The organism is Arthrobacter sp. P1_C12_2 (genome assembly GCF_056406415.1).
In genome coordinates, this window is sequence record NZ_JBFUAF010000011.1 from 1 (window position 1) to 25,140 (window position 25,140).

The window sequence follows — 25,140 nt, forward strand, 5'->3', positions numbered from 1 at the left end:
TCCGTCAAGATCGGCGCCGGGCCGGTGGCGGCTCCCGGAGCCGGTGTTATCGTCGGCAGTGAACACGATGGCGGGCATCGCGCGGAGAGGCACACATGACCACGATGAACAGGCCGCCTGCGGATCCTTCGGCGTTGCGGCCGGGAGCCAGGGAGAACTTCAGGAGCTGGCTGCTGTTCGGCCTGCAGGACGCCAAGGGAATCCATCAGGGCCCTGGCGCGGTGAGCGACTCCCACCTGAAGAAGCACTCGTGGTGGCAGGTGATGTGCCTGACCGGCGTCGATTACTTCTCCACCCTGGGCTACCAGCCCGCGATCGCGGCTCTGGCCGCCGGCGTAATCTCCCCGCTGGCCACCCTGGTGCTGGTGGCCGTTACCCTGCTGGGCGCCCTGCCGGTGTACCGCCGGGTTGCCGGGGAAAGCCACCGTGGGGAAGGCTCCATCGCCATGCTCGAGCGGCTGATGCCGCGCTGGGGTGGAAAGCTCCTGGTGCTGGTCCTGCTGGGGTTCGCCGCGACGGACTTCATGATCACCATGACGCTGTCCGCCGCTGACGCCACCGCTCACGCCATCCAGAACCCGCTCGCGCCGGCCTGGATGCAGGGCCAGAATGTCGCGGTCACACTGTTCCTGCTGGCCCTGCTGGGGGCCGTGTTCCTCCGCGGCTTCAAGGAGGCCATCGGTGTTGCGGTCGTTCTTGTCGGCATCTACCTGGCCCTGAATGTCGTCGTGGTGATAACGACGATCTTTGAAGTGTTCGCCCAGCCGGTTGCCGTCGACAACTGGTGGCTGGCCCTGACCACCCAGCATGGGAACTGGTTCATGGTGGTCGGGATCGCGCTGCTGGTCTTCCCCAAGCTGGCCCTGGGACTCTCAGGCTTCGAAACGGGCGTGGCCGTGATGCCCCAGATCCAGGGGCGCCCCGGTGACACCGAAGACAAGCCGGTAGGCCGGATCGAGGGGACCCGCCGGCTGCTTACAACTGCCGCCGTCATCATGAGCGCATTCCTCATCACGACCAGCTTCACCACGGTGATCCTGATCCCGGCGCAGGACTTCGAGCCCGGCGGGCCGGCGAACGGCCGCGCCCTGGCGTTCCTGGCCCACGAATACCTCGGGAACGGCTTCGGGACCGTCTATGACCTGAGCACCATCGCGATTCTGTGGTTCGCCGGCGCCTCCGCGATGGCGGGGCTGCTCAACCTCGTGCCCCGCTACCTGCCCCGCTACGGCATGGCTCCCGGCTGGGCCCGGGCCGTGCGGCCCCTGGTGCTGGTGTTCACGCTGATCGGTTTCCTGATCACCTGGCTGTTCGACGCCGACGTCGACGCCCAGGGCGGCGCCTACGCCACCGGCGTCCTGGTCCTGATGACCTCGGCCGCCGTCGCCGTCGCACTTTCGGCCCGCCGCCGGCAACAGCGCAAGCGCACCATCGGCTTCGGTGTCATCGCCGTGGTGTTCATCTACACCACGGTCGCCAACATCTTCGAACGGCCCGAAGGCATCAGGATCGCAGCGTTCTTTATCGTGGGCATCATCGTGATCTCCCTGCTCTCGCGCATCCGGCGCTCCTTCGAACTCCACGCCACCCATGTCCACTTGGACCGTCAGGCACTGGAGTTCATGTCCTCCAACCTGGACGGGCCCATCTCGCTCATCGCCCACGAGCCCCTCCGGCTCAGCCCCGAGGCCTACCGGGACAAACTGACTTCCGCGATCGAGGTCAGCCACCTGCCAGTGGACTACCAGGCGTTGTTCCTGGAAGTGATCGTGGACGATTCCTCCGACTTTGAGACGGCACTGGAGGTCCGCGGCGTGGTCCGGCACGGATACCAGATCCTGGAAGTCCACGGGCCCGTGGTGCCCAACACCATCGCATCGGTGCTGCTCCACATCAGGGACGTGACGGGGCTGATGCCCCACATCTACTTCCGCTGGACCGAGGGAAACCCGGTCACCAACCTGCTGCGCTTCCTCGCGTACGGTGAGGGCGAAATAGCCCCGGTCACCCGCGAGGTGCTCCGCGAAGCCGAGCCCGACGTCACACGGCGCCCCTGGGTCCACGTCGGCTGAGCCCCCTCTCGTCAGCTCCTGAAGGCCCACAGCCCGGGGAGTTCGTGGGGTCTTTTCCGCCCCGACCGTTCGGTTCCGGGGGAACGGATCCTTGCAGGAACGGACGCCGGCATGCCGGAAAGACGCGGGGATGGCGTCGAAAATCCACCCACCTTCCGCGCACGTTAGGACGGCGTCAAGATCCGCCCTGCGGGCGTTAAGAAACCATCAGGAACCGGCTTTTTCGCTCTGCAGAGGAGTTGACTTTCAGTAGCCCCGCAAACGGGGCGCGGATGAAAGGAAGCTGCAATGGCCGACCTGGCTGTTATCGGAATCCTCATGGTGGCCATGGGATTTGTCATGTGGATCGGCCACGTCCTGGCCGGGATGGTCGGCGGTGCCGATGACCCGCCGGAGAGTGGCAAGTGAGCGGCGACGCGATCATGTGGCTCGTCCTGCTGCTGGCCGGACTGGGTCTCTTCGGCTACCTGCTGGCCGTCCTGATCCATCCCGAAAAGTGGTGAGCGGATCATGACCTTCAACCCTGCATCCTTTGCTGTCCAGGTGGCGGCGCTGCTCATCGTCCTGGCGGCCGTGCACAAGCCTCTGGGCATCTACCTCGCCCGGGTTTTCGAGGGCACGACGTCCACCCGGCCCGAGCGCCTCTTCTACCGGCTCGCCGGGATCGACGCCGGTACCGACCAGACCTGGTCCGTGTACCTGCGCAGCGTCCTGGCGTTCTCGGCTGTTTCCATCCTGGCCGTGTTCGGCCTTCAGCGGCTGCAGGGCGTCCTGCCGGGCAGCGGATCCCTGCCTGGTGTGGATCCGTGGGTAGCCATGAACACCGCCATCTCCTTTGTCACCAACACGAACTGGCAGACCTACGTCCCGGAGACCACGGTGGGGATATTCGTGCAGATGTCTCTGCTGGCGGTGCAGAACTTCCTTTCGGCCGCCGTCGGCATCGTCGTCGCCGTCGCCCTGATCCGGGGCATTGCCCGGACCAGGACGCAGCGGCTGGGCAACTTCTGGGTGGACCTGGCCCGGACCTCGTTCCGGATCCTGCTGCCGCTCGCGTTCGTCGCTGCAGTGGTGATGGTCCTCGGCGGCGTGGTGCAGAACTTCTGGCCAACCGACGTCACCAACCAGGCGTCCGGGATCAGCCAGGTCATTCCCGGCGGCCCGGTGGCGTCCCAGGAAGCCATCAAGATCCTCGGGACCAACGGCGGCGGCTACTTCAACGCCAACTCCGCCCACCCATTCGAGAACCCCAGCGCCTTCATCAGCCTCTTCGAGGTGTTCCTGATCCTGCTCATCCCCTCCGCCCTGCCGTATGCCTTCGGCAGGATGGTCGGCGACCAGCGGCAGGGCTACACGGTCGCCGCCGTCATGGGCACCCTGTGGCTGGCTTCGACTGCCCTGATGGGATGGGCCGTGGCGTCCGGCGAGGGAACCGCGACGGCGGCCGCCGGCGGCCTCGGCGAAGGCTTTGAGCAGCGCTTCGGTCCCGTGCCGAGCGCGATCTTCGCCACCTCCACCACCCTGACCTCCACCGGCGCCGTCAACGTCGCCCACGACTCGCTGCCGCCGCTGGCCGGCGGAGTGGCCATGGTGAACATGATGCTCGGCGAGGTCGCCCCCGGCGGGACCGGTTCCGGGCTCTACGGGCTGCTGATCCTGTCCATCATCTCCGTGTTTATCGCCGGGCTGATGGTCGGGCGCACCCCGGAGTATCTGGGCAAGAAGATCGGCCCGACGGAAATGAAGCTGGCGGCCATGTACATCCTGGTCACCCCGATCGTGGTGCTAGCCCTGTCCGGCATCACCGTCATGCTGCCCGACATCATGGCCAACGCCCCCGCGACGGGTCCGCACCAGTTCAGCGAAGTGCTCTACGCCTTCACTTCAGGAGCCAACAACAACGGCTCCGCTTTCGGCGGGATTACCACCTCGGGCCCCTACCTCTCAACCATGCTGGGCCTGGGCATGCTGCTGGGCCGGTTCCTCCCGATTGTCCTGGTGCTCGCGCTGGCCGGGTCCCTGGCCCGGCAGGGCAAGGTGCCCGTCTCCGCCGGCACCGTCCCCACCCACGGGCCGCTGTTCGGCTCGCTGCTGCTCGGCGTGACCGTGATCATGACCGCCCTGAGCTACTTCCCTGCCCTTGCCCTCGGACCCCTCGCAGAAGGACTCCTCAAATGACCCGATCCAGCACGGCATCAGCCACGGACACCGCCGCCCAGACCTACGCCGACGGCAACCCCCTCGGCACGCCGGGCGAACACAAACACCACACCAAGGCCCCGGCGAAACTAACGCTCTCCTCCGTCGCGGCCGCCCTGCCACTCGCGGTCCGGAAACTCTCCCAGCGGCAAATGATCCATTCCCCGGTGATGTTCACAGTGGAAGTTGGTGCCGTACTCTGTACCGCGATCTGCTTGATCCGGCCCTCTGCCTTCAGCGTCGCGGTCACCGTCTGGCTGTGGCTTACCGTCCTCTTCGGCACGCTCTCGGAGTCCATCGCAGAGGGCCGCGGCAAGGCCCAGGCCGACAGCCTGCGCGCCAGCCGCAAAGGCGTCCAGGCCAGGCTCCGCCAGCCCGACGGCACCACGAACGCCGTCCCCGGCACGGAGCTGCGGCGGGGCGACATCGTCATCTGCGAAGCCGGGGACGTCATCCCCTCGGACGGCGAAATCATCGAAGGCCTCGCGAGCGTCGACGAATCGACCATCACCGGCGAATCAGCCCCGGTGATCCGCGAATCAGGCGGTGACCGGTCCTCCGTCACCGGCGGCACGAGGGTCCTCTCGGACCGCATCGTCATCCGGATCACCGCCGAGCCGGGTCAGACGTTCATCGACCGGATGATCAAGCTGGTCGAGGGCGCAGTGCGGCAGAAGACGCCCAACGAAATCGCGCTCCACGTGCTGCTGGTGTCCCTGACCATCGTGTTTCTGGCCGTCACCATGTCACTGGCCCCGTTCGCCGCCCTCGCCGGCGCCACCCCGTCCCCGATCGTGCTGGTCGCCCTATTGGTGTGCCTGATCCCGACCACTATCGGGGCCCTGGTACCCGCGATCGGCATCGCCGGCATGGACCGCCTGGTCCAGCACAACGTGCTCGCCACGTCCGGCCGTGCCGTGGAAACCGCCGGGGACATCACCACCCTGCTGCTGGACAAGACCGGAACTATTACGTACGGCAACCGCCGCGCCGTCAATTTCTTCCCCGCCAACCAGGTGGACAGGATCCGGCTCATCGAAGCGGCCCGGGTCTGCAGCCTGGCCGACGAAACCCCCGAGGGACGCTCCATCGTGGACCTCGCCGCGGACAAGGGCGTGACCGGATCCGATCTGGCCGCCCTCGAACGCGGCTGCGGCAATTTTGCCGTGGTCCCCTTCAGCGCCAGCACGCGCATGAGCGGGCTTGACCTTGACGGGCTGCAGATCCGGAAGGGCGCCGCCACCGCGGTAGCGGCCTTCGTGGCCGGCTACGGCGGGCACTCCCCGGCGGAGGTCGAGCACCGGGTGCAGGAAATCTCCGCTCAGGGGGRTACACCCCTGCTGGTCGCCCAGGTAGCCAAGGACGGCCGGGCGGACATCCTGGGCACCATCCACCTCGCCGACGTCGTCAAACCCGGCATGCACGCCCGCTTCGCCGAACTGCGGAAAATGGGCATCCGGACCGTGATGATCACCGGGGACAACCCCGTCACCGCCAAGGCGATCGCCGCCGAGGCCGGCGTCGATGATTTCCTGGCCGAAGCCACCCCGGAAGACAAACTCGCGGTCATCAAAAAAGAGCAGGCCGCAGGCCGGCTGGTGGCCATGACCGGTGACGGCACCAACGACGCCCCGGCCCTGGCCGCGGCAGACGTCGGCGTCGCCATGAACTCCGGCACCCCGGCCGCGAAGGACGCCGCGAACATGGTGGACCTCGACTCGGACCCCACCAAACTCATCAACATCGTCGGCATCGGCAAGCAGCTCCTCATCACCCGCGGCGCCCTCACCACGTTTTCCGTGGCAAACGACGTCGCGAAGTACTTCGCGATCGTCCCGGCCCTTTTCGCTGCCGCCTTCCCCGGGCTGGGACTGCTGAACATTATGGGTCTGGCCACCCCGTCCTCGGCCATCCTGTCCGCGGTGATCTTCAACGCCCTGATCATCATCGCCCTGGTCCCGCTCGCGCTCCGCGGCGTGAAATACCGCGCCGTTTCCGCCAATCAGGCACTGTCCCGGAACCTGTTGATCTACGGCCTGGGCGGGCTCATCGCACCCTTCATCGGCATCAAGATCATCGACCTGATGATTTCCCTCATCCCCGGAATCGGCTAGGAATCCCATGAACGCACTCACCGGCTACCTCCGGCAGGCAGGAACCGCCCTGCGCTTCCTGATCCTCGCCACATTGGTCCTCGGCGCGGCCTACCCCCTGGCCGTCTTCGGCGTCGGGCAGCTGATCGCCCCCTACCAGGCCAACGGCTCCATCCTCAAAGACGCTGCCGGCGCCCCGGCCGCGTCCGCCCTGATCGCCCAGGCCTCCGCCGATGACGCCGGCGCTCAGGACCCGCGCTGGTTTCACGCCCGGCCCTCGGCCGTGAAGTGGGACCCGGCGTCGTCCTCGGCGTCCAATTTGGGGCCCAACGATCAGAAACTGCTCGACGCCGTCACCGCCAACCGCTCCGCCGTCGCCGCCGCTGAAGGCGTGGGTGCGGCAGCGGTGCCGGCCGACGCCGTGACCGCCAGCGGTTCCGGGCTGGACCCGGACATCTCCCCGGCGTACGCCAAACTGCAGCTTGCGCGGGTGGCAGCAGCGAACGGCCTCAGCACCGACGCCGTTGCCTCCCTGGTGCAGCAGCACACCAGCAGTGGACTAGCCGCGTTTCTCGGCCAGCCGTCGGTCAACGTGACTGCCCTCAACCTCGCCGTGGCGGCGGCCGCCCCGCCGTCGCAGCCGGCACAATCCAAGTGAGAGAATGACGGCATGGCACGTGGAATGCTGCGGATCTTCCTGGGGGCGGCGCCGGGTGTGGGCAAGACCTACGAGATGCTCGAAGAAGCCCACCGTCTCGGCAAGCGCGGCGAGGACGTCGTGGTGGCGTTCGCCATGGACCACGGACGCAGCGAGACGCGGGCGCTCCTGGAGGGACTCGAAGTCATTCCGCCCAAGAGGCTGCCCTACCGGGGCACGGAGTTTGAGGAGATGGACCTCGACGCCGTTCTGGCCCGGGCGCCGGGGACCGCGGTTGTGGACGAATACGCCCACTCCAACATCCCCGGAAGCCGCAATCCCAAGCGCTGGCAGGACGTCGCTATGCTCCTTGACGCCGGCATCAACGTTCTTTCCACCGTCAACGTCCAGCATCTGGCGTCCCTCGGCGACGTCGTCAGCGCCATCACCGACGTCCATCAGGCGGAGACGGTGCCGGACGACGTCGTCCGCCGCGCAGATCAGATCCACCTCGTGGACATCTCCCCCGAACTGCTCCGCCAGCGCCTGGGCGACGGCAAGATCTACGCGGCCGACAAGATCGACGCCGCCCTCTCGAACTATTTCCGCTTGGGCAACCTCACGGCACTGCGCGAACTTGCCTTGCTGTGGCTGGCCGACCGGGTAGACGAGGGCCTGGCCAAGTACCGCGCCGAACAGGGCATCGACGAAAGCTGGCCGGCCCGGGAGCGAATCGTCGTTGGGCTGACCGGCGGCCCGGAAGGGGAAGTCCTGATCCGCCGGGGGGCCCGCATCCTCAACCGCGTCAATGGCGGAGACCTGCTGGCAGTACACGTCCGCGCCGCGGATGGTGTGGCCAGCGAATCCCCCCAGGCGCTGGAAGCCCAGCGCCGCCTGATCCAGGATCTGGGCGGCAGCTACCACATCGTGACCGGGGAGGATCCTGCTGCAGCCCTCCTGGACTTCGCCCGCAGCGTCAACGCGACCCAGATCGTCGTCGGCATCTCCCGCCACAAAAAGCTCGCCGGCCTGCTGGGAAACCTGCTCGGCGGCGGGGTAGGCACCCGGGTGGTCCGCGATTCCGGGGACATCGATGTCCATATGGTCTCCCATCCCCTCGGCGGCCGGGGAACCCGCCCGTCACGGCAGCGCGACCTTGGCCGCGTGCGGGTCGCCATCGGGTTCGGCCTTGCTGTGCTGCTCCCGGTGATCCTGCAACTCCTGCTTTCGTTCCTGAACCCAGACCGGAATGTGGCCGCCGCCATGCTGGTCCAGCTCACCGGTTCGGTGGCGGTGGCGCTCATCGGAGGGTTGTGGCCGGCCATCCTGGCCGCGCTGTGGAGCAGCCTCCTGGTGAACTACTTTTCGACTCCGCCGCTGGGCAACCTGACGATCAGCGATCCGCAGAACTTCCTGGCCCTTCTGGTGTTTGTGGGCGTCTCTGCCGCAGTTGCCGTTGTGGTCGACCTATCGGCCCGCCGCTCCAAGGAGGCGGCACGGGCCCGCGCCGAAGCCACGACGCTGGGGGACCTGACGCGCAGCGCCGCCGGCTTGGAGGACACGGTTCAGGCATTGCTGGAACAAGCCTTGAGCGTCTTCCAGGTGCGTGGTGCCGCTCTTTTCAGCCTTGGCTACGGCTTGCCGGACGACGGCGCAGACGACGGCGGCGGAGCAACACCAAACCGGCGGTGGCATCTTCAGGCCGCCGCCGGAGAAATTCCAGACCTGTCCCCTAGCGAGACAGAAACCGATGCCGCCCCGGACAACGTGGAAGAAATCGACGCCACCACCCGCCTTGTATTGTTCGGACGGATTTTGCCGGCAAGCGACCGGCGCCTCCTGGGGGCGTTCGGACTTCATCTGGGGGCACAGCTGGAACGCCAGCAGCTGGTGGCCAGCCGGCGGGAAATGCTTCGCTTGGCCGAGAGCAACACGATGCGTACCTCCATCCTCCGCGCCGTCTCGCACGACCTGCGCACCCCCTTGGCCGGGATCAAACTTGCAGTCGGCGGACTTCGGCACGGCGACGTCCATTTCACCAAGGAAGAGGAGCAGGAGCTGCTGGCGACGATAGAGGAGTGTTCGGACAGGTTGGACGCGCTGGTGGGCAATCTGCTGGACATGTCCCGGATCACCGCGGATGCCGTAAATCCCCTGCTCAGGCCCGTGCGCTGGTACGAAGTAATCCCGGGTTCCCTGGGCGCCGTCCCCGCGGGGAGAGTGCGGGTGGACCTGCCTCCCAACATGCCGGAGATCGAAGCCGACCCCGGAATGCTGGAACGGGTGATTGCGAACATCGTCGAGAACGCCGTGAAATATGCCCCTGATTCTGACATCGTCCTGGTCGGGGCGGCCGGCGGGCTGAGCCCGGCGACTCTCGAAGGGCGCCCCGCCGGCGAGCTGCGGGTCATCGATCACGGACGCGGAATCCCGGCGGAGAGTGTCTTGGAAATGTTCCGGCCATTCCAGCGGCTCGACGACGCGCCGCAAACCACCGGGATCGGGCTCGGGCTGGCGGTGGCGAAAGGGTTCACCGATGCCATGGGCGGCAGCCTGACTGCCGAAGCGACGCCCGGCGGCGGCTTGACGATGATTGTCCGGCTTCCGTTGTCCACGGGCACCCCGTATGACGGGCACCGCGCCCAGGCCCCGCTCGAGCCGCAGTCACTCATGACGCGCCGCGGCCATGCGCTGCCCCTTGCGTCCGGACCGGACGCAGCATGACGGCGGTACTGGTGGTCGACGACGACGCGCATCTGCTTCGGGCCCTCCGGATCACGCTCCAGGCCCACGGCTACGCCGTCACCACCGCGGTAGACGGGACCTCTGCGCTGCTGGCAGCCACCCAGAGCCCGCTCTCACTCATCATCCTGGACCTCGGCCTGCCTGACATTGACGGGACCCGCGTCCTGAAGGAGCTGCGCGGTTTCAGCAGTGTGCCGGTCCTGGTGCTGTCCGCCAGGCACGGCTCCGAAGACAAAGTCGAGGCTCTCGATGCCGGCGCGGATGACTACATCACCAAACCGTTCGGCCTGGACGAGCTCCTTGCCCGGCTCCGGGCCCTGCTGCGCCGCAGCGTCGAACCGGAACACGAAGCGGTGGTCAGGACCGATGCCTTCACCGTGGACCTTGCCAAGCACCGGGTGACCCGGGACGGCGGGGACGTCCGGCTGACCCCCACGGAATGGAAAATTCTGGAGGTTCTGGTCCGGAATCCGGAAAAACTCATCACGCAGCAACACCTGCTCTCCAAGGTCTGGGGCCCGGCGTACGCCAAGGAGACCAACTACCTCCGGGTCTACATGGCCCAACTGCGCCGCAAGCTGGAACCGGACACCGCCAGCCCCCGCCACCTACTCACAGAGGCCGGCATCGGCTACCGGTTCATGCCCTGACGGTTTTCCGATGCCGCGGCCTGCAGACGGTCTGTGATACTGCCGTTTCCCTCCAGGCAACCCGGCCATGGATACTTGGGCCATGACTAATCGCAGCCCACTCAACAGGGACGATGCCGGCGCATCCCCGCTGCCGGAGATCCCGGCGCAGCTGCGCGCCGTCCTCAACGGGATCCCGGCCCTCGTGGGCTACTGGGACACGGGACTGCGCAACCGCCTGGCCAACGACGCCTACTGCGAATGGTTCGGGATCGCGCCCCAGAAGCTTCACGGCATGCATGTCCGGGACGTGCTCGGCGAGACCGTCTTCGAGGCAAACCGGCCGCACATCGAGGGGGCGCTCGCCGGAGAGCTGCAACAGTTTGACCGCACACTGGTGGATGCCGCGGGCCGGTCCCGCTTCACCGAGGTGACGTACACCCCCGATGCCCAGGACGGCGCGGTGCAGGGCTTCTTCGTCCTGGTCACTGACATCACCGAGCGGGTGCTGGCCGACCGGCGCCGGCAACGGGACATGGACCGGTACCGTGCCCTGGCGCGGAGCGTCCCCGGCGTCTTCGTCCTCCTCTTCGACGCCGAGCTGCGCTACCTGATCGCCGAAGGCCAGGAGCTGGAGACCTTCGGCTACCGCAAGGAAGAGCTCGAAGGCCAACGCATCCAGGACGTGCTCAAGGGAAATCTCGCCAGCGAGCTCGAGCCGCGCTACCGTGCGGCCCTCGCCGGCCGCGAGGTCTCCTGGAGCCGGCAGATCGGGCACCGCACCTACCGGCTGAATGCCGGGCCGGTCTATTCCGACGATGAGGCCGCGGCCGGCATGGTGGTGGCGGTTGACATCACCGAGCGCCTGCAGCAACAAAAGGTTTGGCAGGCCCTGCACGAAATAGCCACCGAAGTCGCCCGCAACGCGGCCCCCGCAGACATTTCAGAGCGGGTCGCCGCGATTGTCCGCGATCTGTTCAACGTGGATTCCGCCGCCGTCGTCCGTTTCACGGGCGCGTCCTCGGCGGAAATCGTCGCTATGGCCCCGACGCTCCCGCCGACGCTGAGCCGGCGGCAGATCTTCGCCCGGACGGACGAGTCCGCCACCATCCGGGTGGCAGTGACCGGCAAGCCGGCCCTCGTTGTCTACCGGCCGGAGGGTGGACAGGCCGCAGAGGAGATGCGCGCCGGCGGTTTCCAGTCCGCCGCAGCGGCGCCGATCCGGGTCCGCGGCAGCCTGTGGGGTGCGGTCAGCCTGACCTCGAAGTCGCGCACAGGGGTCACGGAAGCGATGATGGAGCGGTTGGCCCAGTTCGCGGAGCTCGTCGAGATCGCCATCGGCAACACTGAGGCACGGACCGACCTGGAGCAGCAGGCCACGACCGATGCCCTCAGCGGCTTGCCCAACCGGCGCGCCTTAGAACGCCACCTCGCCGAACAGGTTGCGCTGGCCGGGAGCCGCGGGACCAGACTCAGTGCCGTCGTCCTGGACATCGATCACTTCAAGAGGGTCAACGACACCCACGGTCACCTAATGGGCGACGTCGTCCTGGCGGAGGTCGCGGCGAGGCTCCGGACGGTCGCCCGCGCCAAGGAGATCGTGGCCCGGTTCGGCGGCGAGGAGTTCGTGTGGCTGCTCCCGGAGACCGACGGCGTCGAGGCCCTGCGCGCGGCCGAACGTGCCCGCGAGGCCATCGCGTCAGAACCCTTCGGGGAAGTTGGTTTCCTGACGATCTCCGCCGGAGTCTGCGAGCAGGGCGACGCCGCCGCCGGCTCCCTCCTGGACTGCGCGGACCGGGCCCTGTACGAGGCCAAGAACGGCGGCCGCAACCGCACGTCCCGGTACGGCCACGCCAGCCCTGCCGCCCAGTCCGCTCAGGCAGGGCAAGCGCGGGACGGCACGGACACCCGGGGAGCCTAGACGAAAGCGGACTTCCCCGTCACGGCCCGCGCCACGATCAGTGAATTGATTTCGTAGCTCCCCTCATAGGTGTAGAGGATCTCGGCGTCGCCGAAGAGCTTGCCCATCTCATAGTCGCTGCTGATGCCGTTGCCGCCCATCAGGGACCGGCCCATCGCCACCGAGGCACGCGCCAGCCGCGTAGTGGTCGCTTTGGCCATGGCGGCCTGGACCATCTCAAGCTTGCCGTCTTCCTGGATTCGCGCCAGCTGTGCCATCAGCGCCAGGGAGGCGGTCGCGTTGCCCAGGATCTCGGCGAGCTGCTGCTGGATGAGCTGAAAGCGGGCCAGTTCCTTGCCGAACTGGCGGCGCTGCAGCGAATAGGCGCGCGCGACGTCGAACGCGGCCAGCTGGATGCCGGCGCCCTGCCAGCCCACCCAGGCCCGCGAATCGCGCAGGAGTTCGTTGGCCTTGGAGAAGTCGGTGGCGCCGGGCAGCAGGTTGGCCGCCGGGATGCGGACCTCGTCGAGGACAATGTCCGCGTTCTGCATGATGCGCAGGCCGATCTTATTGGCGATCTTCGTGGCGGTGTAGCCCGGACGGTCCGTCTCCACGATGAAGCCCTTGATGTGCTGGTCTGCGACGTCCCGGGCCCAAACGAGGGCGAAGTCCGCGATGGTGCCGGCGCCGATCCAACGCTTGGCGCCGTTGAGGACCCACTCGCCGCCGTCCAGCCGCGCGGTGGTTTCCAGGCCCCCGGCGATGTCCGAGCCGTGGTCCGGCTCCGTCAGGGCGAAGGCTCCGAGCTGGGTGAACGCGGTGAGGCCAGGGAGCCAGCGTGCCTTCTGGTCCTCCGAGCCCAGCTCATCGATCATGCCGACGATCAGCTCGTTGTGGATGCCGACGAGCGCCGAGAGGGAGACGTCGGCGCGGGCCACCTCGACGTACATGAGCCCCTTGAAGAGCTTGGACGTGCCGTCCGTTTGCAGCCCGCCCAGGCCGTATTTGCCGAGTTCGGCGAGCAGGCCGAAGGGAAACTCCTCGCGGTTCCAGTAGTCGATCGACGCGGCCCGGATCCGGGACTGCAGGAACTCCCGGACCTCCAGGTAGCGGAGCTTTTCGTCCGGCGGCAGCAGGTCAACGATGTACATGAGGTCGGCATCGGGAAACGGCGGCTGCACAACTGCTGCCGCGGCGCCTGTCGCCGACGCGACGCCCGCTGTGTCTGATCCGGCTACGCCTGATTCCGCTGGCGCTGGTTGTCCGCTGGCACGTCCTTGTGGCTGCACGGGCACGTATCCCTTCGTCATGCAACGCCTGCAGAGCAGCGCCGCTCTTCCAAACCCTTGGATGTCCTAGTATATTGCACAGTGACGGGGATCACTAGGCAGGCACCGCGCCGGGCCAGCGGATCCCAGGCAACGGCGCCGTGCCCGGAACGGCAGCGCCAGGGTACTTCGAAAGGTGCACCATGACCGTGACTGAGGAATTCCGGGCCGCACGGGACCGGCTGCTGGCCCTGCGCGGGGACTACGACGGCGCCCGCAGCGAATTCCAGTGGCCCCGCTTCGAGGAGTTCAACTTCGCACTGGACTGGTTCGACCAGCTCGCGGCAGACCCGGCTAAGGCGGACAAGCCGGCGCTGGTGATCGTCGAACAGGACGGGTCCGCGACCCGGCGCAGCTTCGCGGACCTCTCCCGGCGCTCGAACCAGGTGGCCAACTGGCTGCGCGGGCAGGGCGTGCGGCGCGGGGACCGGATGATCATCATGCTCGGCAACCAGGTGGAGCTCTGGGAACTCATGCTGGCCGGCATCAAGCTGGGCATCGTCATGATTCCCACCACCACACTGATGGGACCCGCCGACCTCCAGGACCGGGTAGAGCGCGGCGGCGCGGCCTGGGCCGCCGTCGGCAGCGCGAACATCGCCAAGTTCGCCGACGTCGCCGGTGACTACACGCTGATCGAAATCGGCGGGGGTCCCGCGAATCCCGCCGCAGCCCTGGAAACTGCCCGGCAGTACTACGGCGCTGACGCTGCCGCGGCCGGCACGGATTTCACCCCGGACGCCCCCACCCTGGCCGACGAGACCCTCCTGCTCTACTTCACCTCGGGCACCACGTCCAAGGCCAAGCTCGTGGAACACACGCACTCCTCCTACCCGGTGGGACACCTGTCCACGATGTTCTGGATCGGGATGGAACCGGGCGATGTGCACCTCAACGTGGCCTCGCCGGGCTGGGCCAAGCACGCCTGGTCCAATGTGTTCACCCCCTGGATCGCCGAGGCGTGCGTGTTCATCTACAACTACGAACGCTTCGACGCCAAGGCGCTCATGGAGCAGATGGACCGCGAATCCGTGACCAGCTTCTGCGCCCCGCCCACGGTCTGGCGGATGCTGATCCAGGCCGACCTCACCCTTCTGAAGAACCCGCCCACCAAAGTGGTGTCCGCCGGCGAACCGCTCAACGCCGAGGTGATCGACCAGGTCCACCGCGCGTGGGGGCAAACCATCCGGGACGGGTTCGGCCAGACCGAATCCACCGTGCAGATCGCGAACACCCCGGGCCAGCCGATCAAAATCGGCGCCATGGGCAAGCCGCTGCCCGGCTACGACGTCGTCCTCGTTGACCCCGCCACTGGTGAAGAGGCCGACGACGGCGAGCTCTGCCTGCGCCTCGACCCCCGCCCCGTGGGGCTCATGAAGGCCTACCACGGCGACCCGGAGAAGACGGCGGAGGCGTTCCGCGACGGCTACTACCACACGGGGGACATGGCGAGCCGGGACGAGCGCGGCATCATCACCTATGTGGGCCGCGGCGACGATGTCTTCAAGTCCTCCGACTACCGGCTGTCGCCCTTCGAACTGGAGAGCGTGCTGATCGAGCACCCGGCGGTGGCGGAGGCCGCCGTCGTCCCCTCCCCTGACCCGCTCAAGCTGTCGGTGCCGAAGGCGTTTGTGGTCCTGGCGGCCGGGCACCAGCCGGGCCCGGCGCTGGCCGAGGACATCCTGCGGTACTGCCGGGAGCACCTGGCCCCGTTCAAGCGGATCCGCCGGTTGGAGTTTGCCGAGCTCCCCAAGACGATCTCCGGCAAGATCCGGCGCGTGGAGCTGCGGCACAGCGAGGAAGTCCGCCACGGCGGCGGACCCGTTCCGGAAGGCCTCGGCGTCGAGTACTCCGACTCCGACTTCCCCGGGCTCAAGGGTCAGGGCTGAACGTGGGAACACCGCTTCCGCGAGATCCGATCGCCGACGCCCGGCTGAACTGGGAGCGCCACGGCTGGTCCGACGTCGCCGCCCCGATGGCCGCCATCACCGCGATCATGCGGACCCAGCAGATCCTGCTGGGTCGGATCGAGGCCGTGCTCAAGCCGTTCGGGCTCACCTTTGCCCGGTACGAGCTGCTGGCGTTGCTCAGCTTCGCCCGTAGCGGGGCGCTGCCCATGAACAAGGCGAGCGCGCTGCTGCAGGTCCATCCCACCTCGGTCACCAACGCCGTGGACCGGCTCCAGGAAGCCGGACTGGTGATCCGCTCGCCGCACCCCACGGACGGCCGCACCACCTTGATCGAGCTCACCTCCGACGGGCGCGCCCTGGCCAAACGGGCGACGGCGGTGCTGAACTCCGAGGTCTTCGGCCAGTCCGGCTTCGGGGACCAGGACGTGGACCAGCTGATCCGGATCCTGGGCACGTTCCGCCGGAACGCCGGGGATTTCAGCGGCTGACGCCCGAACAGTCCTGTCCGGTCCAAAACAGTCCGGGACAAACCTGTCCGGGACAATCAATCCGCCTCTATCAGCTCAAGGCCAGCCGGCGTTCGAGGATCTGCCCGGGCCAATCCTTGACCTTGAACGTCTCGGTGCGCTCGTAGCCGGCGGATTCGTAGAAGCGGACCAGGTCGCCCTGGCCTCCCCCGTAGCAGTCAACGCGGAGGAGCGGCACGCCTAGGCGGGTGGCTTCATCGTCCGCGTAGCCGAGCAGGAACCTGCCCACGCCCTTGCCTTCCGGGCGGCGTGAGCCGATCAGGACGCGCACATACAGTTCCTCGCCAGTAGCGGCCGGGACGAAGTCGTGGGCTTCGCCCAGAATGATCGCCCCGCAGACGCCGAGTCCCTTCCGCTCTGCCACCCAGGCGCCGTCCTCGGCCAGCCAGGACTGCCTCCCGTTCGACGGCTGAGGAACGCCCTATTTTGTCCGGAATCTGACGGGAGTATCGTGGTTCGGAGCCGGGCAGCGCCGCCCGGCCAGGCAGCAAGCAGTGCTCACAGCGCGTCCATTGGCGATCGCCTAGGAGTGGCCATGACTTCGCCCAGCGTCCCCATACCGCAGCCTCCCACGAAGCCGGTGGTCGGCAATTTGCCCGACATCGACTCCAGCAAGGGAATCCTGGGAATTGTGGAGGTGGCCGAGCGGTACGGCCCCATTGTCCGCATCCAGTTCTTCAACCGCAGCATCATCGCCATCTCTTCCCAGCAGCTCGTCAACGAAGTCTGCGACGAGTCCCGGTTCGGCAAGGTGCTGGGCGTTTCCCTTCGGCAGGTGCGGGAATTCATCGGCGACGGATTGTTCACCGCAAGAACAGAAGAACCAAACTGGCAAAAGGCGCACCGGATCCTGATGCCGGCATTCGGGCCAGCGGCCCTGACGCGGATGTTCAGCGGCATGGACGACATCGCCGAGCAATTGCTCCTGAAGTGGGAGCGACTCGGCCCGACGGCCCGGATCGACGTCCCGGACAACACCACCCGGCTGACCCTGGACACCATTGCCCTGTGCTCCTTCAGCTACCGTTTCAACAGCCTCTACCGGGAAGATATGCATCCCTTCGTCGGGGCCATGGTCCGTGGTCTGGTCGAGTCCGGGGATCGGGCGCGCAGGCTCCCGGTCCAGAACAAGATCATGCTGCGCAGGCGCCACCAGCTCGAGGAAGACCATGCCCTGATGTTCGAAGTCGCCGACCAGATGATCAGCGATCGTCGGCGCAACCCCAGCCCGCCCGGCAGCGAGGACATCCTGGACACCATGCTCAACGCCGCGGACCCGGTGACCGGCGAGCGGTTGAGCGAGGAAAACGTCCGCTACCAGATGGTTACCTTCCTGGTGGCCGGGCATGAGACCACCAGCGGCCTGCTCTCTTTCGCGCTCTACGAACTGCTGCGCCATCCGGTTGTCCTGGCCAAGGCGCGTGCCCAGGTGGACGAGGTCCTCGGCACCGAGAGCGCCCGGTTCGAGCACCTGCCCCGGCTGGGGTACCTGGACCAGATCTTGAAGGAAACGCTCCGGCTGTGGCCCACCGCCCCGGCGTTCAATGTCGCCCCGTACGAGGACACGACGCTTGGCGGCCGCTACGAGGTCCCGGCAGGCCAGCCCATCATGGTCCTGATCCCGCAGCTGCACCGGGACAAGGCGGCGTGGGGCGAGGACGCCGGGATCTTCGACCCCGACCGGTTCTCACCTGTTCGGGCCGCGGAAATCCCTGCCAATGCCTGGAAGCCCTTCGGCAACGGGCAGCGCTCCTGCATCGGCCGGGGATTTGCCCTGCAGGAGGCCATGCTCTTCCTGGCCAAGCTCCTGCAGCGCTTCGACGTCACTGCGGCGGACCCGGCGTATGAACTGCAGATCAAGCACACGCTGACGATGAAGCCAGAGGGGCTGTTCATCCACGTGCGCAGGCGGGACGTCACCATCACGGCCGGCCGGCAGGCCGCCGTCGAACACGCCCGGCAGGCCGATGCGGCAGCGGCGGCCGCCGCGCCCAACGGCGTCCCGATCCGCGTGCTCTACGGTTCCAATGCAGGCACGTCCAAGGACTTCGCCCAGCGCATCGCCAACGACGCCGGACGACGCGGCTACAGCCCCACTATCGGTCCGCTCGACGAGGCGGGCGGCGGGCTGCCATCGGAGGGGCTCGTCGCGATCGTGACGTCCTCCTACGAGGGGCAGCCGCCGGACAACGCCCGAAAATTCGTGACCTGGACCGAAGGCCTGCAGCCGGACGCCCTCGCCGGGGTGCGGTACACGGTCTTCGGCAACGGCAACAAGGACTGGGCGCGAACCTACCAGGAGGTGCCCAAGGCCGTCGACGCCCGGCTCGAGGCTGCCGGTGCCACCCGCATCTATGCCCGGGGCGAAGCCAACGCCCGCGGCGACTTCTTCGGCGATTTCGAAGAGTGGTACGCGGGATTCTGGCCCGCTGTGGACGCCGCCCTCGGACAGCGGACCAGCCCGCCGACAGCGCAGCCCGAGCTGGAACTGCAGTTCGTCGGCAACGTCCGGGACCCGATGCTGCGCCAGAACGGGCTGGCACTGGGTACCGTCGTCGCGAACCGGGAACTGGTCGATCTGGCCAAGCCCGGCGCCCGGTCCAAGCGGCATGTCGAGATCGCCCTGCCCGAGGGGATGAGCTACCGGACCGGAGACTATCTGGCCGTGCTGCCGCTGAATCCCAGCGAACTCGTGCAGCGGGCCCTGGCCCGGTTCAACCTCGACTACGACTCGCACGTCCAGCTGAGCATGGAGCACGGGGACACGTTCCTGCCCACGGGTGCGCCGGTGGCCGTGGGCGAACTGCTGAGCAGTTACGTGGAGCTCGCGGTCCCCGCCACCCGCACCCAGCTCGAGGACCTGGCTGATGTCGCGGCGGATCCTGACCACCGCCGGGAGCTGGAGGCCCTGGCGCAGGACCGCGGGCGCCATGCGGCCGAGATCCTCGACAAGCGCGTCTCCATCCTTGACCTGCTGGAGACGTATCCGTCATGCCAGCTGTCGTTCACCTCGTTCCTACAGCTGCTGACCCAGCTGACCCCGCGGCGGTACTCCATCTCCTCGTCCCCGCTCTGGAGCCCCGATCACGCGACCCTCACCTTCGCCGTCATCCAGGCTCCGGCCTGGTCCGGCCGCGGCGTCTTCGAAGGGGCCTCTTCCACCTACCTCGCCCAGGCCAGGCCCGGGTCAAGGGTCGCGGTTACGGTCCGCCCCTCGAACACGGCCTTCCACCCGCCGCAGTCCCTGGCGGTCCCGCTCATCATGGTCTGCGCCGGGACCGGGCTGGCACCCTTCCGCGGCTTCGTCCAGGACCGGGCGCTGCGGGCCGAGGCCGAGGCCACGACGCCGGCGCCTGCCCTGCTGTTCTTCGGCTGCCGGGCCCCGGACACCGACTTCCTCTACCGCGCGGAACTTGCGTCGTGGGCGGACCAAGCCAACCTCGACCTGCGGCCGGTCTTTTCGAGCGCACCCGAGGACGGCCTGAAGTACGTCCAGGACCGGCTGTGGGCGGACCGGGCCGACGTCGTCGAGCTGGTCCGGCAGGGCGCCACGGTCTACGTCTGCGGCGACGGCAAGCACATGGCGCCGCAGGTCCGGGAGACGTGCGTCCTCATCTACCAGGAAGCGACCGGCGCCACCAACGCGGAGGCCGAGGCCTGGATGGATGAGGTGGAGCGCACCCACGGCAGGTACGTGGCCGACATCTTCACGTAATGCCGGCGTATTGACCGGCTAGCGGTGGTTGAACTCCGGCTGGCGCTTTTCGGTGAAGGCGGCCATGCCTTCCTTCTGGTCCTCCGTGGCGAACAGCGAGTGAAACACGCGCCGTTCAAACAGCACGCCCTGGGCAAGCCCGGTCTCAAACGCTGCGTTCACCGCTTCCTTGGCCACCATCGCGACCGGCTTGGATTTCGACGCGATCACCCCGGCAGCCTTCAGCGCCTCCTCGACGACGTCCGCGGCGGGGACCACCCGGGACACCAGGCCCGCGCGTTCGGCCTCCTCGGCGTCCATGAAGCGGCCGGTCAGGATCATGTCCATCGCCTTGGCCTTGCCCACCGCGCGGGTCAGGCGCTGTGAGCCGCCCATGCCGGGAAGCACGCCAAGGTTGATTTCCGGCTGGCCGAACTTGGCGTTGTCCCCGGCGATGATGAAGTCGCACATCATCGCCAGCTCGCAGCCGCCGCCCAGCGCGAAGCCGGACACGGCTGCCACGACCGGGATGCGGAGCCGGGTGAAGTCCTCCCAGCCGCGGAACCAGTCCGCCGCGTACATGTCCATGTAGCCCTTGGACTGCATTTCCTTGATGTCAGCGCCGGCGGCGAAGGCCTTCGCCGAACCGGTCACCACGACGGCACCGACCTCCGGGTCCACGTCCATCCCGGCGACAGCCCTCACCAACTCTTCCATCGTGGCCTTGTTCAGGGCATTCAGGGCTTCGGGCCGGTTGAGCGTCACGAGGCCCACGCGACCGCGGCGCTCCACCAGGATATTTGCGTACTGTTCCGTCATGGGTGGTCCCCTTAGGTGGTGCTCGTCTGATTCTGGTTCTGGTTGTGCGTGCAGCTTCGGTCGGGGACTAGTGCCCGGCGGTACCGGATTCCGATTTGTCCCGGATGTCGGTGATGATGCCGGAGAAGTCCCGGCCGGCACCGCCTTCCGAGGCAAAGGTATCGTAAATCTCGGCCGCGAGCGGGCCGAGCCGGGCCGCGACGCCGGTGCTCTGCAGCGCGTTCAGGGCCAGGTTGAGGTCCTTGGCCATGAGCGCCCCGGCGAAGCCTGGCTGGTAGTCGCGGTTCGCGGGGCTCGTCGGGACGGGACCGGGCACCGGACAATTGGTGGTCAGCGCCCAGCACTGTCCCGAGGCGGCGGAAGCGACGTCGAACAGTGCCTGGTGGGTCAGTCCGAGCTTCTCGCCCAGCACAAAGGCCTCACTGACGGCGATCATCGAGACGCCCAGGATCATGTTGTTGCAGATCTTGGCCGCCTGCCCGGCACCGTGCGCGCCGCAGTGGACCACCCGCTTACCCATGACTTCCAGCAGCGGATTGACGGCCTCGAAGTCCTCGGGGAGGGCACCGACCATGAACGTGAGCGTGCCGGCTTCGGCGCCCACCACGCCTCCGGACACGGGGGCGTCGACGGCACGGTGACCGGCCGCGACCGCGAGTTCTGCGGCCTCGCGGGCCTCGTCCACGTTGATCGTGGAACAGTCCAGGAACATGGTGCCCGGAGCAGCCGCTTCCAGCAGGCCGGGCGCTCCGCCCGTGCCTCGGTAGGCGTCAAGGAGGTGCTTGCCGCTGGGCAGCATGGTCAGCACGACGGCGGCCCCCGCCGCCGCCTCGACTGCCGTCCCGGCGGTTGGAATGCCGTGCTCCCGGGCGGCGTCCAGGGCCGCCGGCACGACGTCGAAGCCGGTCACGCGGTAGCCGGCCTTCACCAGGTTGACGGCCATGGGGCCGCCCATGTGCCCCAGGCCCAGGAAGGCGATGGTGCCGGTAACAGGGACTCCTGCTTCAGACATTGTTCTTCTCCTTTGAAGAAAGCTTCAGTTCGCGCTCGCCCAGCGGGGCGAAATAGCCTGCGACGTCCGTTCCGGTGACCTCCGCGAGGGTGGCGGGCTTCCAGCGGGGGTTGCGGTCCTTGTCCACCACCTGGGCGCGGATGCCTTCGCGGAAGTCCGGCCCGGCGAGGAAACGCAGCCCGACGCGGTACTCCTCCTTGAGCGCCTGATCCAGGCTCAGTCCGCGGACCCGGCGGAGGGATTCCAATGCCACTTTGACCGCCGTCGGCGACTTGGCCTCGATGGTGTCCGCGGCTGCGGCGGCCTCCCCGCCCTCCTCTCCACCAAAGGCCCGGAGCCGGCGCAGGATCTCCTCGGCGTCGCCGCTGGAGTAGCAGGCGTCAATCCATTTCTGCTGTGCGGCCAGGACTGAGGCCGGAGCCGGTTCGGCGAAACGGGCGACGGCGGCTTCTGCCGCCTCGGTTTCGAGCGCTGCCGCCAGTTGCGGCAAACGGTCCGAGGGCACGAAGCAGTCGGCGAGGCCCAGGAACAGCGCGTCCGCGCCGCTCAGGTGGGCACCGGTCAGTGCCGCATGCGTGCCGGTCTCCCCCGGCGAGCCGGAGAGCAGCAGCGTGCCGCCGACGTCGGGAACGAACCCGATCGTCGTTTCGGGCATGCCTGTGCGGGTGCGTTCGGTGACGATCCGCACAGATCCGTGCGCCGAGATCCCCACGCCGCCGCCCAGGACCAGCCCGTCCATGAACGCCACGTACGGCTTGGGGTATTCCGAGATGAGCAGGTTCAGCCGGTACTCGACCGCCCAGAAGTCCGCGGTGGCGTCCCCGCCGTCGAGCATGTCCCGGTAGATCGCGACGATGTCGCCGCCGGCGCAGAGGCCCCGGTCACCGGCGCCGCGGACCAGCACCGCGGCGACGGCGTCGTCGTCGGCCCACAGGGTGAGTTGTTCCAGCATCGCGGCAGCCATGCCGGCCGTCAGGGCGTTGACGGCCGAGGGCCGGTTGAGGGTCACGACGCCGAGACGGCCGCGCCGTTCAAACAGGACTTCCCGGGTCAAGGCTTCACCGGCAGCTGCTCCACTGTCCGCTTCCTGCGCAGCCTCCGCCCCCATCAGCTGCCTTCCGGCATGACGAAGCTGGCGCCCTGGCGGATACCGGAAGGCCAGCGGCTGGTGACCGTCTTGGTCTTCGTGTAGAAGCGGAAGGCGTCGGCCCCGTGCTGGTTGAGGTCGCCGAAGCCGGAGGCCTTCCAGCCGCCGAAGGTGTAGTACGCGATCGGCACCGGGATGGGGACGTTGATGCCCACCATGCCCACCTGGACCCGGCTGGCGAAGTCGCGGGCGGCGTCGCCGTCGCGGGTGAAGATGGCCACGCCGTTGCCGAACTCGTGTTCGCTGCAGAGCCGGAGGGCCTCGTCGTAGTCTTCGGCGCGGAGCACGCTCAGGACCGGGCCGAAGATCTCCTCTTTGTAGATCTTCATGTCCTTCGTGACGTTGTCGAACAGCGTGGGGCCGACCCAGAAGCCGCCGTCGTAGCCTTCCACCTTCAGGCCGCGGCCATCGGTCACAAGGCTGGCGCCTTCTTCGACGCCGGAGGCGATGTAGCCTTCGATCCGGTCCTTCGCGGAGGCCGCCACTACCGGGCCGAAGTCGGAATCCTTGGCGAGGCTGTGGCCGACCTTGAGGCCGGCGATCCGCTCCTGCAGTTTCTCCACGAGGATGTCCGCGGTCTTGCGGCCGACCGGAACGGCCACCGAAATCGCCATGCAGCGCTCCCCCGCGGAGCCGAAGCCCGCCCCGATGAGGGCGTCCGCGGCCATGTCCAGGTCCGCGTCGGGCATGATCACCATGTGGTTTTTGGCGCCGCCGAAGCACTGCGCGCGCTTGCCGTTCGCTGCGGCGGTGGCGTAGATGTACTGGGCAATGGGCGTGGAGCCGACGAACCCGATGGCCTGGACCCGGGAATCCTCGAGCAGCGCATCAACAGCTTCCTTGTCCCCGTTGACCACGTTGAAGACGCCGTCGGGCAGGCCCGCCTCGGTGAAGAGTTCGGCCAGCCGCAGCGGGACGGAGGGGTCCCGTTCGGAGGGCTTGAGGATGAAGGCATTGCCGGCGGCGAGGGCCGGCCCGGACTTCCACAGCGGGATCATTGCCGGGAAGTTGAACGGCGTGATGCCGGCAACGACGCCGAGGGGCTGGCGCATCGAGTGCACGTCGACGCCGGTTCCGGCGTTGTCGGAGAACTCGCCCTTGAGCAGGTGCGGGGCACCGGCGGCGAACTCGACGACTTCGATGCCGCGCTGGATGTCACCCTTGGCGTCGGGGAAGGTCTTGCCGTGCTCGGAGGACAGCAGGGTGGCGAGCTCGTCCATGTGCTCGTTGACCAGGTCTACGAACTTGAGCAGGATCCGGCCGCGGCGCTGCGGATTCATCGCGGCCCATTCCACCTGCCCCTTTTCCGCGCTGGCAATCACGTTGCGCACTTCCTCTGTGCTGGCCAGCGGCAGCCGGGCCTGGACCTCGCCGGTGCAGGGATCATAGACATCGCTGAACCGGCCGGAGGTGCCTTCCACGCGCTGTCCGTCAATGTAATGGGATAGTTCTCGAACCATGACCGAATGCTCCTTTGCATGTGACCTAGATCATCTCTGCAGCCGAATATACTCGGACTTCCTACTAATTTCCAGAGGACGGAGGCGGCCGGCTGCTTCGTCCCGGGGCCAAGTTCGGTAAGTTAGGGACTGTGAAGATAGCTACCTGGAATGTGAACTCGCTCCGTGCCCGCGCCGACCGCGTGGAGGCCTGGCTTCAGCGCACCGACTGCGACGTCCTGGCCATCCAGGAAACCAAATGCAAGGACGAGAACTTCCCCTGGGAGCTCTTCGAGAACCTGGGCTACGAGGTGGCGCACTTCGGCCTGAGCCAGTGGAACGGCGTAGCGATCGCCTCCCGGGTGGGACTCGACGACGTCGAACGCACCTTTCTGGACCAGCCCGTGTTCGGCAAGAGCGGCAAGGACGCCGTCCAGGAGGCCCGCGCCATCGGCGCCACGTGCGGCGGTGTCCGGGTCTGGAGCCTCTACGTCCCCAACGGCCGCGCCCTCGACGACGAGCACATGCCCTACAAGCTCAACTGGCTGGACATCCTGAAAACCCACGCCGGCACCTGGGTCAAGGAGGACCCCCAGGCGCAGATTGCGCTGATGGGCGATTTCAATATCGCACCGCTGGACGACGACGTCTGGGACATCGACTACTTCCGCACCGAGGGCCTCACCCACGTCAGTGAGCCCGAGCGGGCCGCTTTCCATGCCTTCGAGGAGGCCGGCTTCCAGGATGTTGTCCGCCCACACACCCCGGGGCCCGGCGTCTACACCTACTGGGATTACACGCAGCTCCGCTTCCCGAAAAAGGAAGGAATGCGGATCGACTTCATCCTTGGTTCCCCGGCCCTGGCGGCACGGGTCACCGGTGCGGTGATCGACCGCGAGGAGCGCAAGGGCAAGGGCGCCTCGGACCACGCCCCGGTGATTGCGGAACTCACGGACTAATGGCTGCCGCCCAGGGAAGCGTCGTGATCC

Annotated in this window: 18 protein-coding genes; 12 read left to right on the forward strand and 6 right to left on the reverse strand. The window is 67.6% G+C overall.

Annotation, left to right across the window (positions count from 1 at the left end):
* Positions 1-95 precede the first annotated feature (95 nt).
* The 8 genes from AC1DZQ_RS12915 to AC1DZQ_RS12950 all read left to right on the forward strand — a co-directional run bounded on the left by AC1DZQ_RS12915 (position 96) and on the right by AC1DZQ_RS12950 (position 12,296).
* Positions 96-2,072, forward strand: a complete 1,977-nt coding sequence (locus AC1DZQ_RS12915; protein WP_476963905.1) for an APC family permease — start codon at positions 96-98, stop codon at positions 2,070-2,072.
* 404 nt (positions 2,073-2,476) lie between these two features.
* Positions 2,477-2,575, forward strand: coding sequence for a potassium-transporting ATPase subunit F (locus AC1DZQ_RS12920; RefSeq protein ID WP_476963906.1), 99 nt, complete (start codon positions 2,477-2,479; stop codon positions 2,573-2,575).
* Between the two features lie 7 nt (positions 2,576-2,582).
* Positions 2,583-4,250 carry a potassium-transporting ATPase subunit KdpA gene (gene kdpA / locus AC1DZQ_RS12925; protein ID WP_476963907.1) on the forward strand — a complete coding sequence of 556 codons (1,668 nt, stop codon included), beginning with the start codon at positions 2,583-2,585 and terminating at the stop codon, positions 4,248-4,250.
* Positions 4,247-6,385, forward strand: coding sequence for a potassium-transporting ATPase subunit KdpB (gene kdpB, locus AC1DZQ_RS12930; RefSeq protein WP_476963908.1), 2,139 nt, complete (start codon positions 4,247-4,249; stop codon positions 6,383-6,385). The genes kdpA and kdpB overlap by 4 nt, the downstream gene beginning before the upstream one ends.
* 7 nt (positions 6,386-6,392) lie before the next feature.
* Positions 6,393-7,022: a K(+)-transporting ATPase subunit C gene (gene kdpC, locus AC1DZQ_RS12935; RefSeq protein ID WP_476963909.1), complete on the forward strand. Its 630-nt coding sequence runs from the start codon at positions 6,393-6,395 to the stop codon at positions 7,020-7,022.
* A gap of 12 nt (positions 7,023-7,034) precedes the next feature.
* A complete protein-coding gene (locus AC1DZQ_RS12940; RefSeq protein ID WP_476963910.1) occupies positions 7,035-9,725 on the forward strand; it encodes a DUF4118 domain-containing protein in 2,691 nt (896 codons plus the stop codon).
* A complete protein-coding gene (locus AC1DZQ_RS12945) occupies positions 9,722-10,396 on the forward strand; it encodes a response regulator (protein WP_476963911.1) in 675 nt (224 codons plus the stop codon). Before AC1DZQ_RS12940 ends, AC1DZQ_RS12945 begins: the two co-directional genes overlap by 4 nt.
* Positions 10,397-10,478: 82 nt before the next feature.
* Complete coding sequence (locus tag AC1DZQ_RS12950; protein ID WP_476963912.1) at positions 10,479-12,296, forward strand: sensor domain-containing diguanylate cyclase; 1,818 nt, start codon at positions 10,479-10,481, stop codon at positions 12,294-12,296.
* On the opposite strand, the gene AC1DZQ_RS12955 is transcribed toward AC1DZQ_RS12950, so the two are convergent.
* Complete coding sequence (locus AC1DZQ_RS12955) at positions 12,293-13,426, reverse strand: acyl-CoA dehydrogenase family protein (RefSeq protein ID WP_476963913.1); 1,134 nt, start codon at positions 13,424-13,426, stop codon at positions 12,293-12,295. The genes AC1DZQ_RS12950 and AC1DZQ_RS12955 overlap by 4 nt on opposite strands.
* Before the next feature lie 320 nt (positions 13,427-13,746).
* On the opposite strand from AC1DZQ_RS12955, the gene AC1DZQ_RS12960 reads away from it, so the two are divergent.
* Together AC1DZQ_RS12960 and AC1DZQ_RS12965 are read left to right on the forward strand one after the other, a co-directional pair.
* On the forward strand, positions 13,747-15,492 hold the full coding sequence (locus AC1DZQ_RS12960; protein ID WP_476963914.1) for an AMP-binding protein: 1,746 nt from the start codon (positions 13,747-13,749) through the stop codon (positions 15,490-15,492).
* Positions 15,493-15,494: 2 nt separating this feature from the next.
* On the forward strand, positions 15,495-16,001 hold the full coding sequence (locus tag AC1DZQ_RS12965; RefSeq protein ID WP_018775963.1) for a MarR family winged helix-turn-helix transcriptional regulator: 507 nt from the start codon (positions 15,495-15,497) through the stop codon (positions 15,999-16,001).
* A gap of 70 nt (positions 16,002-16,071) precedes the next feature.
* Here the strand turns inward: AC1DZQ_RS12965 and AC1DZQ_RS12970 are convergent, their stop codons facing one another.
* Entirely contained in the window at positions 16,072-16,425 is a 354-nt protein-coding gene (locus AC1DZQ_RS12970; protein ID WP_476964036.1) for a hypothetical protein, read from the reverse strand.
* A gap of 150 nt (positions 16,426-16,575) precedes the next feature.
* Between AC1DZQ_RS12970 and AC1DZQ_RS12975 the strand changes: the two genes are divergently transcribed.
* Positions 16,576-19,755, forward strand: a complete 3,180-nt coding sequence (locus AC1DZQ_RS12975) for a bifunctional cytochrome P450/NADPH--P450 reductase (protein ID WP_476963915.1) — start codon at positions 16,576-16,578, stop codon at positions 19,753-19,755.
* Positions 19,756-19,773: 18 nt separating this feature from the next.
* Here AC1DZQ_RS12975 and AC1DZQ_RS12980 read toward each other — a convergent pair whose 3' ends face one another.
* The 4 genes from AC1DZQ_RS12980 to AC1DZQ_RS12995 all read right to left on the reverse strand — a co-directional run bounded on the left by AC1DZQ_RS12980 (position 19,774) and on the right by AC1DZQ_RS12995 (position 24,172).
* Positions 19,774-20,553 carry an enoyl-CoA hydratase gene (locus tag AC1DZQ_RS12980; protein WP_476963916.1) on the reverse strand — a complete coding sequence of 260 codons (780 nt, stop codon included), beginning with the start codon at positions 20,551-20,553 and terminating at the stop codon, positions 19,774-19,776.
* A 67-nt stretch (positions 20,554-20,620) separates the two neighbouring features.
* Complete coding sequence (gene mmsB, locus AC1DZQ_RS12985) at positions 20,621-21,565, reverse strand: 3-hydroxyisobutyrate dehydrogenase (protein ID WP_476963917.1); 945 nt, start codon at positions 21,563-21,565, stop codon at positions 20,621-20,623.
* Positions 21,558-22,673 carry an enoyl-CoA hydratase/isomerase family protein gene (locus AC1DZQ_RS12990; protein WP_476963918.1) on the reverse strand — a complete coding sequence of 372 codons (1,116 nt, stop codon included), beginning with the start codon at positions 22,671-22,673 and terminating at the stop codon, positions 21,558-21,560. Before AC1DZQ_RS12990 ends, mmsB begins: the two co-directional genes overlap by 8 nt.
* Positions 22,673-24,172 (reverse strand): CoA-acylating methylmalonate-semialdehyde dehydrogenase, encoded by a 1,500-nt coding sequence (locus tag AC1DZQ_RS12995; RefSeq protein ID WP_476963919.1) that lies wholly within the window; start codon positions 24,170-24,172, stop codon positions 22,673-22,675. The genes AC1DZQ_RS12990 and AC1DZQ_RS12995 overlap by 1 nt, the downstream gene beginning before the upstream one ends.
* A gap of 131 nt (positions 24,173-24,303) precedes the next feature.
* Between AC1DZQ_RS12995 and AC1DZQ_RS13000 the strand changes: the two genes are divergently transcribed.
* Positions 24,304-25,110 (forward strand): exodeoxyribonuclease III, encoded by an 807-nt coding sequence (locus AC1DZQ_RS13000; RefSeq protein WP_476963920.1) that lies wholly within the window; start codon positions 24,304-24,306, stop codon positions 25,108-25,110.
* Positions 25,111-25,140: the final 30 nt, after the last annotated feature.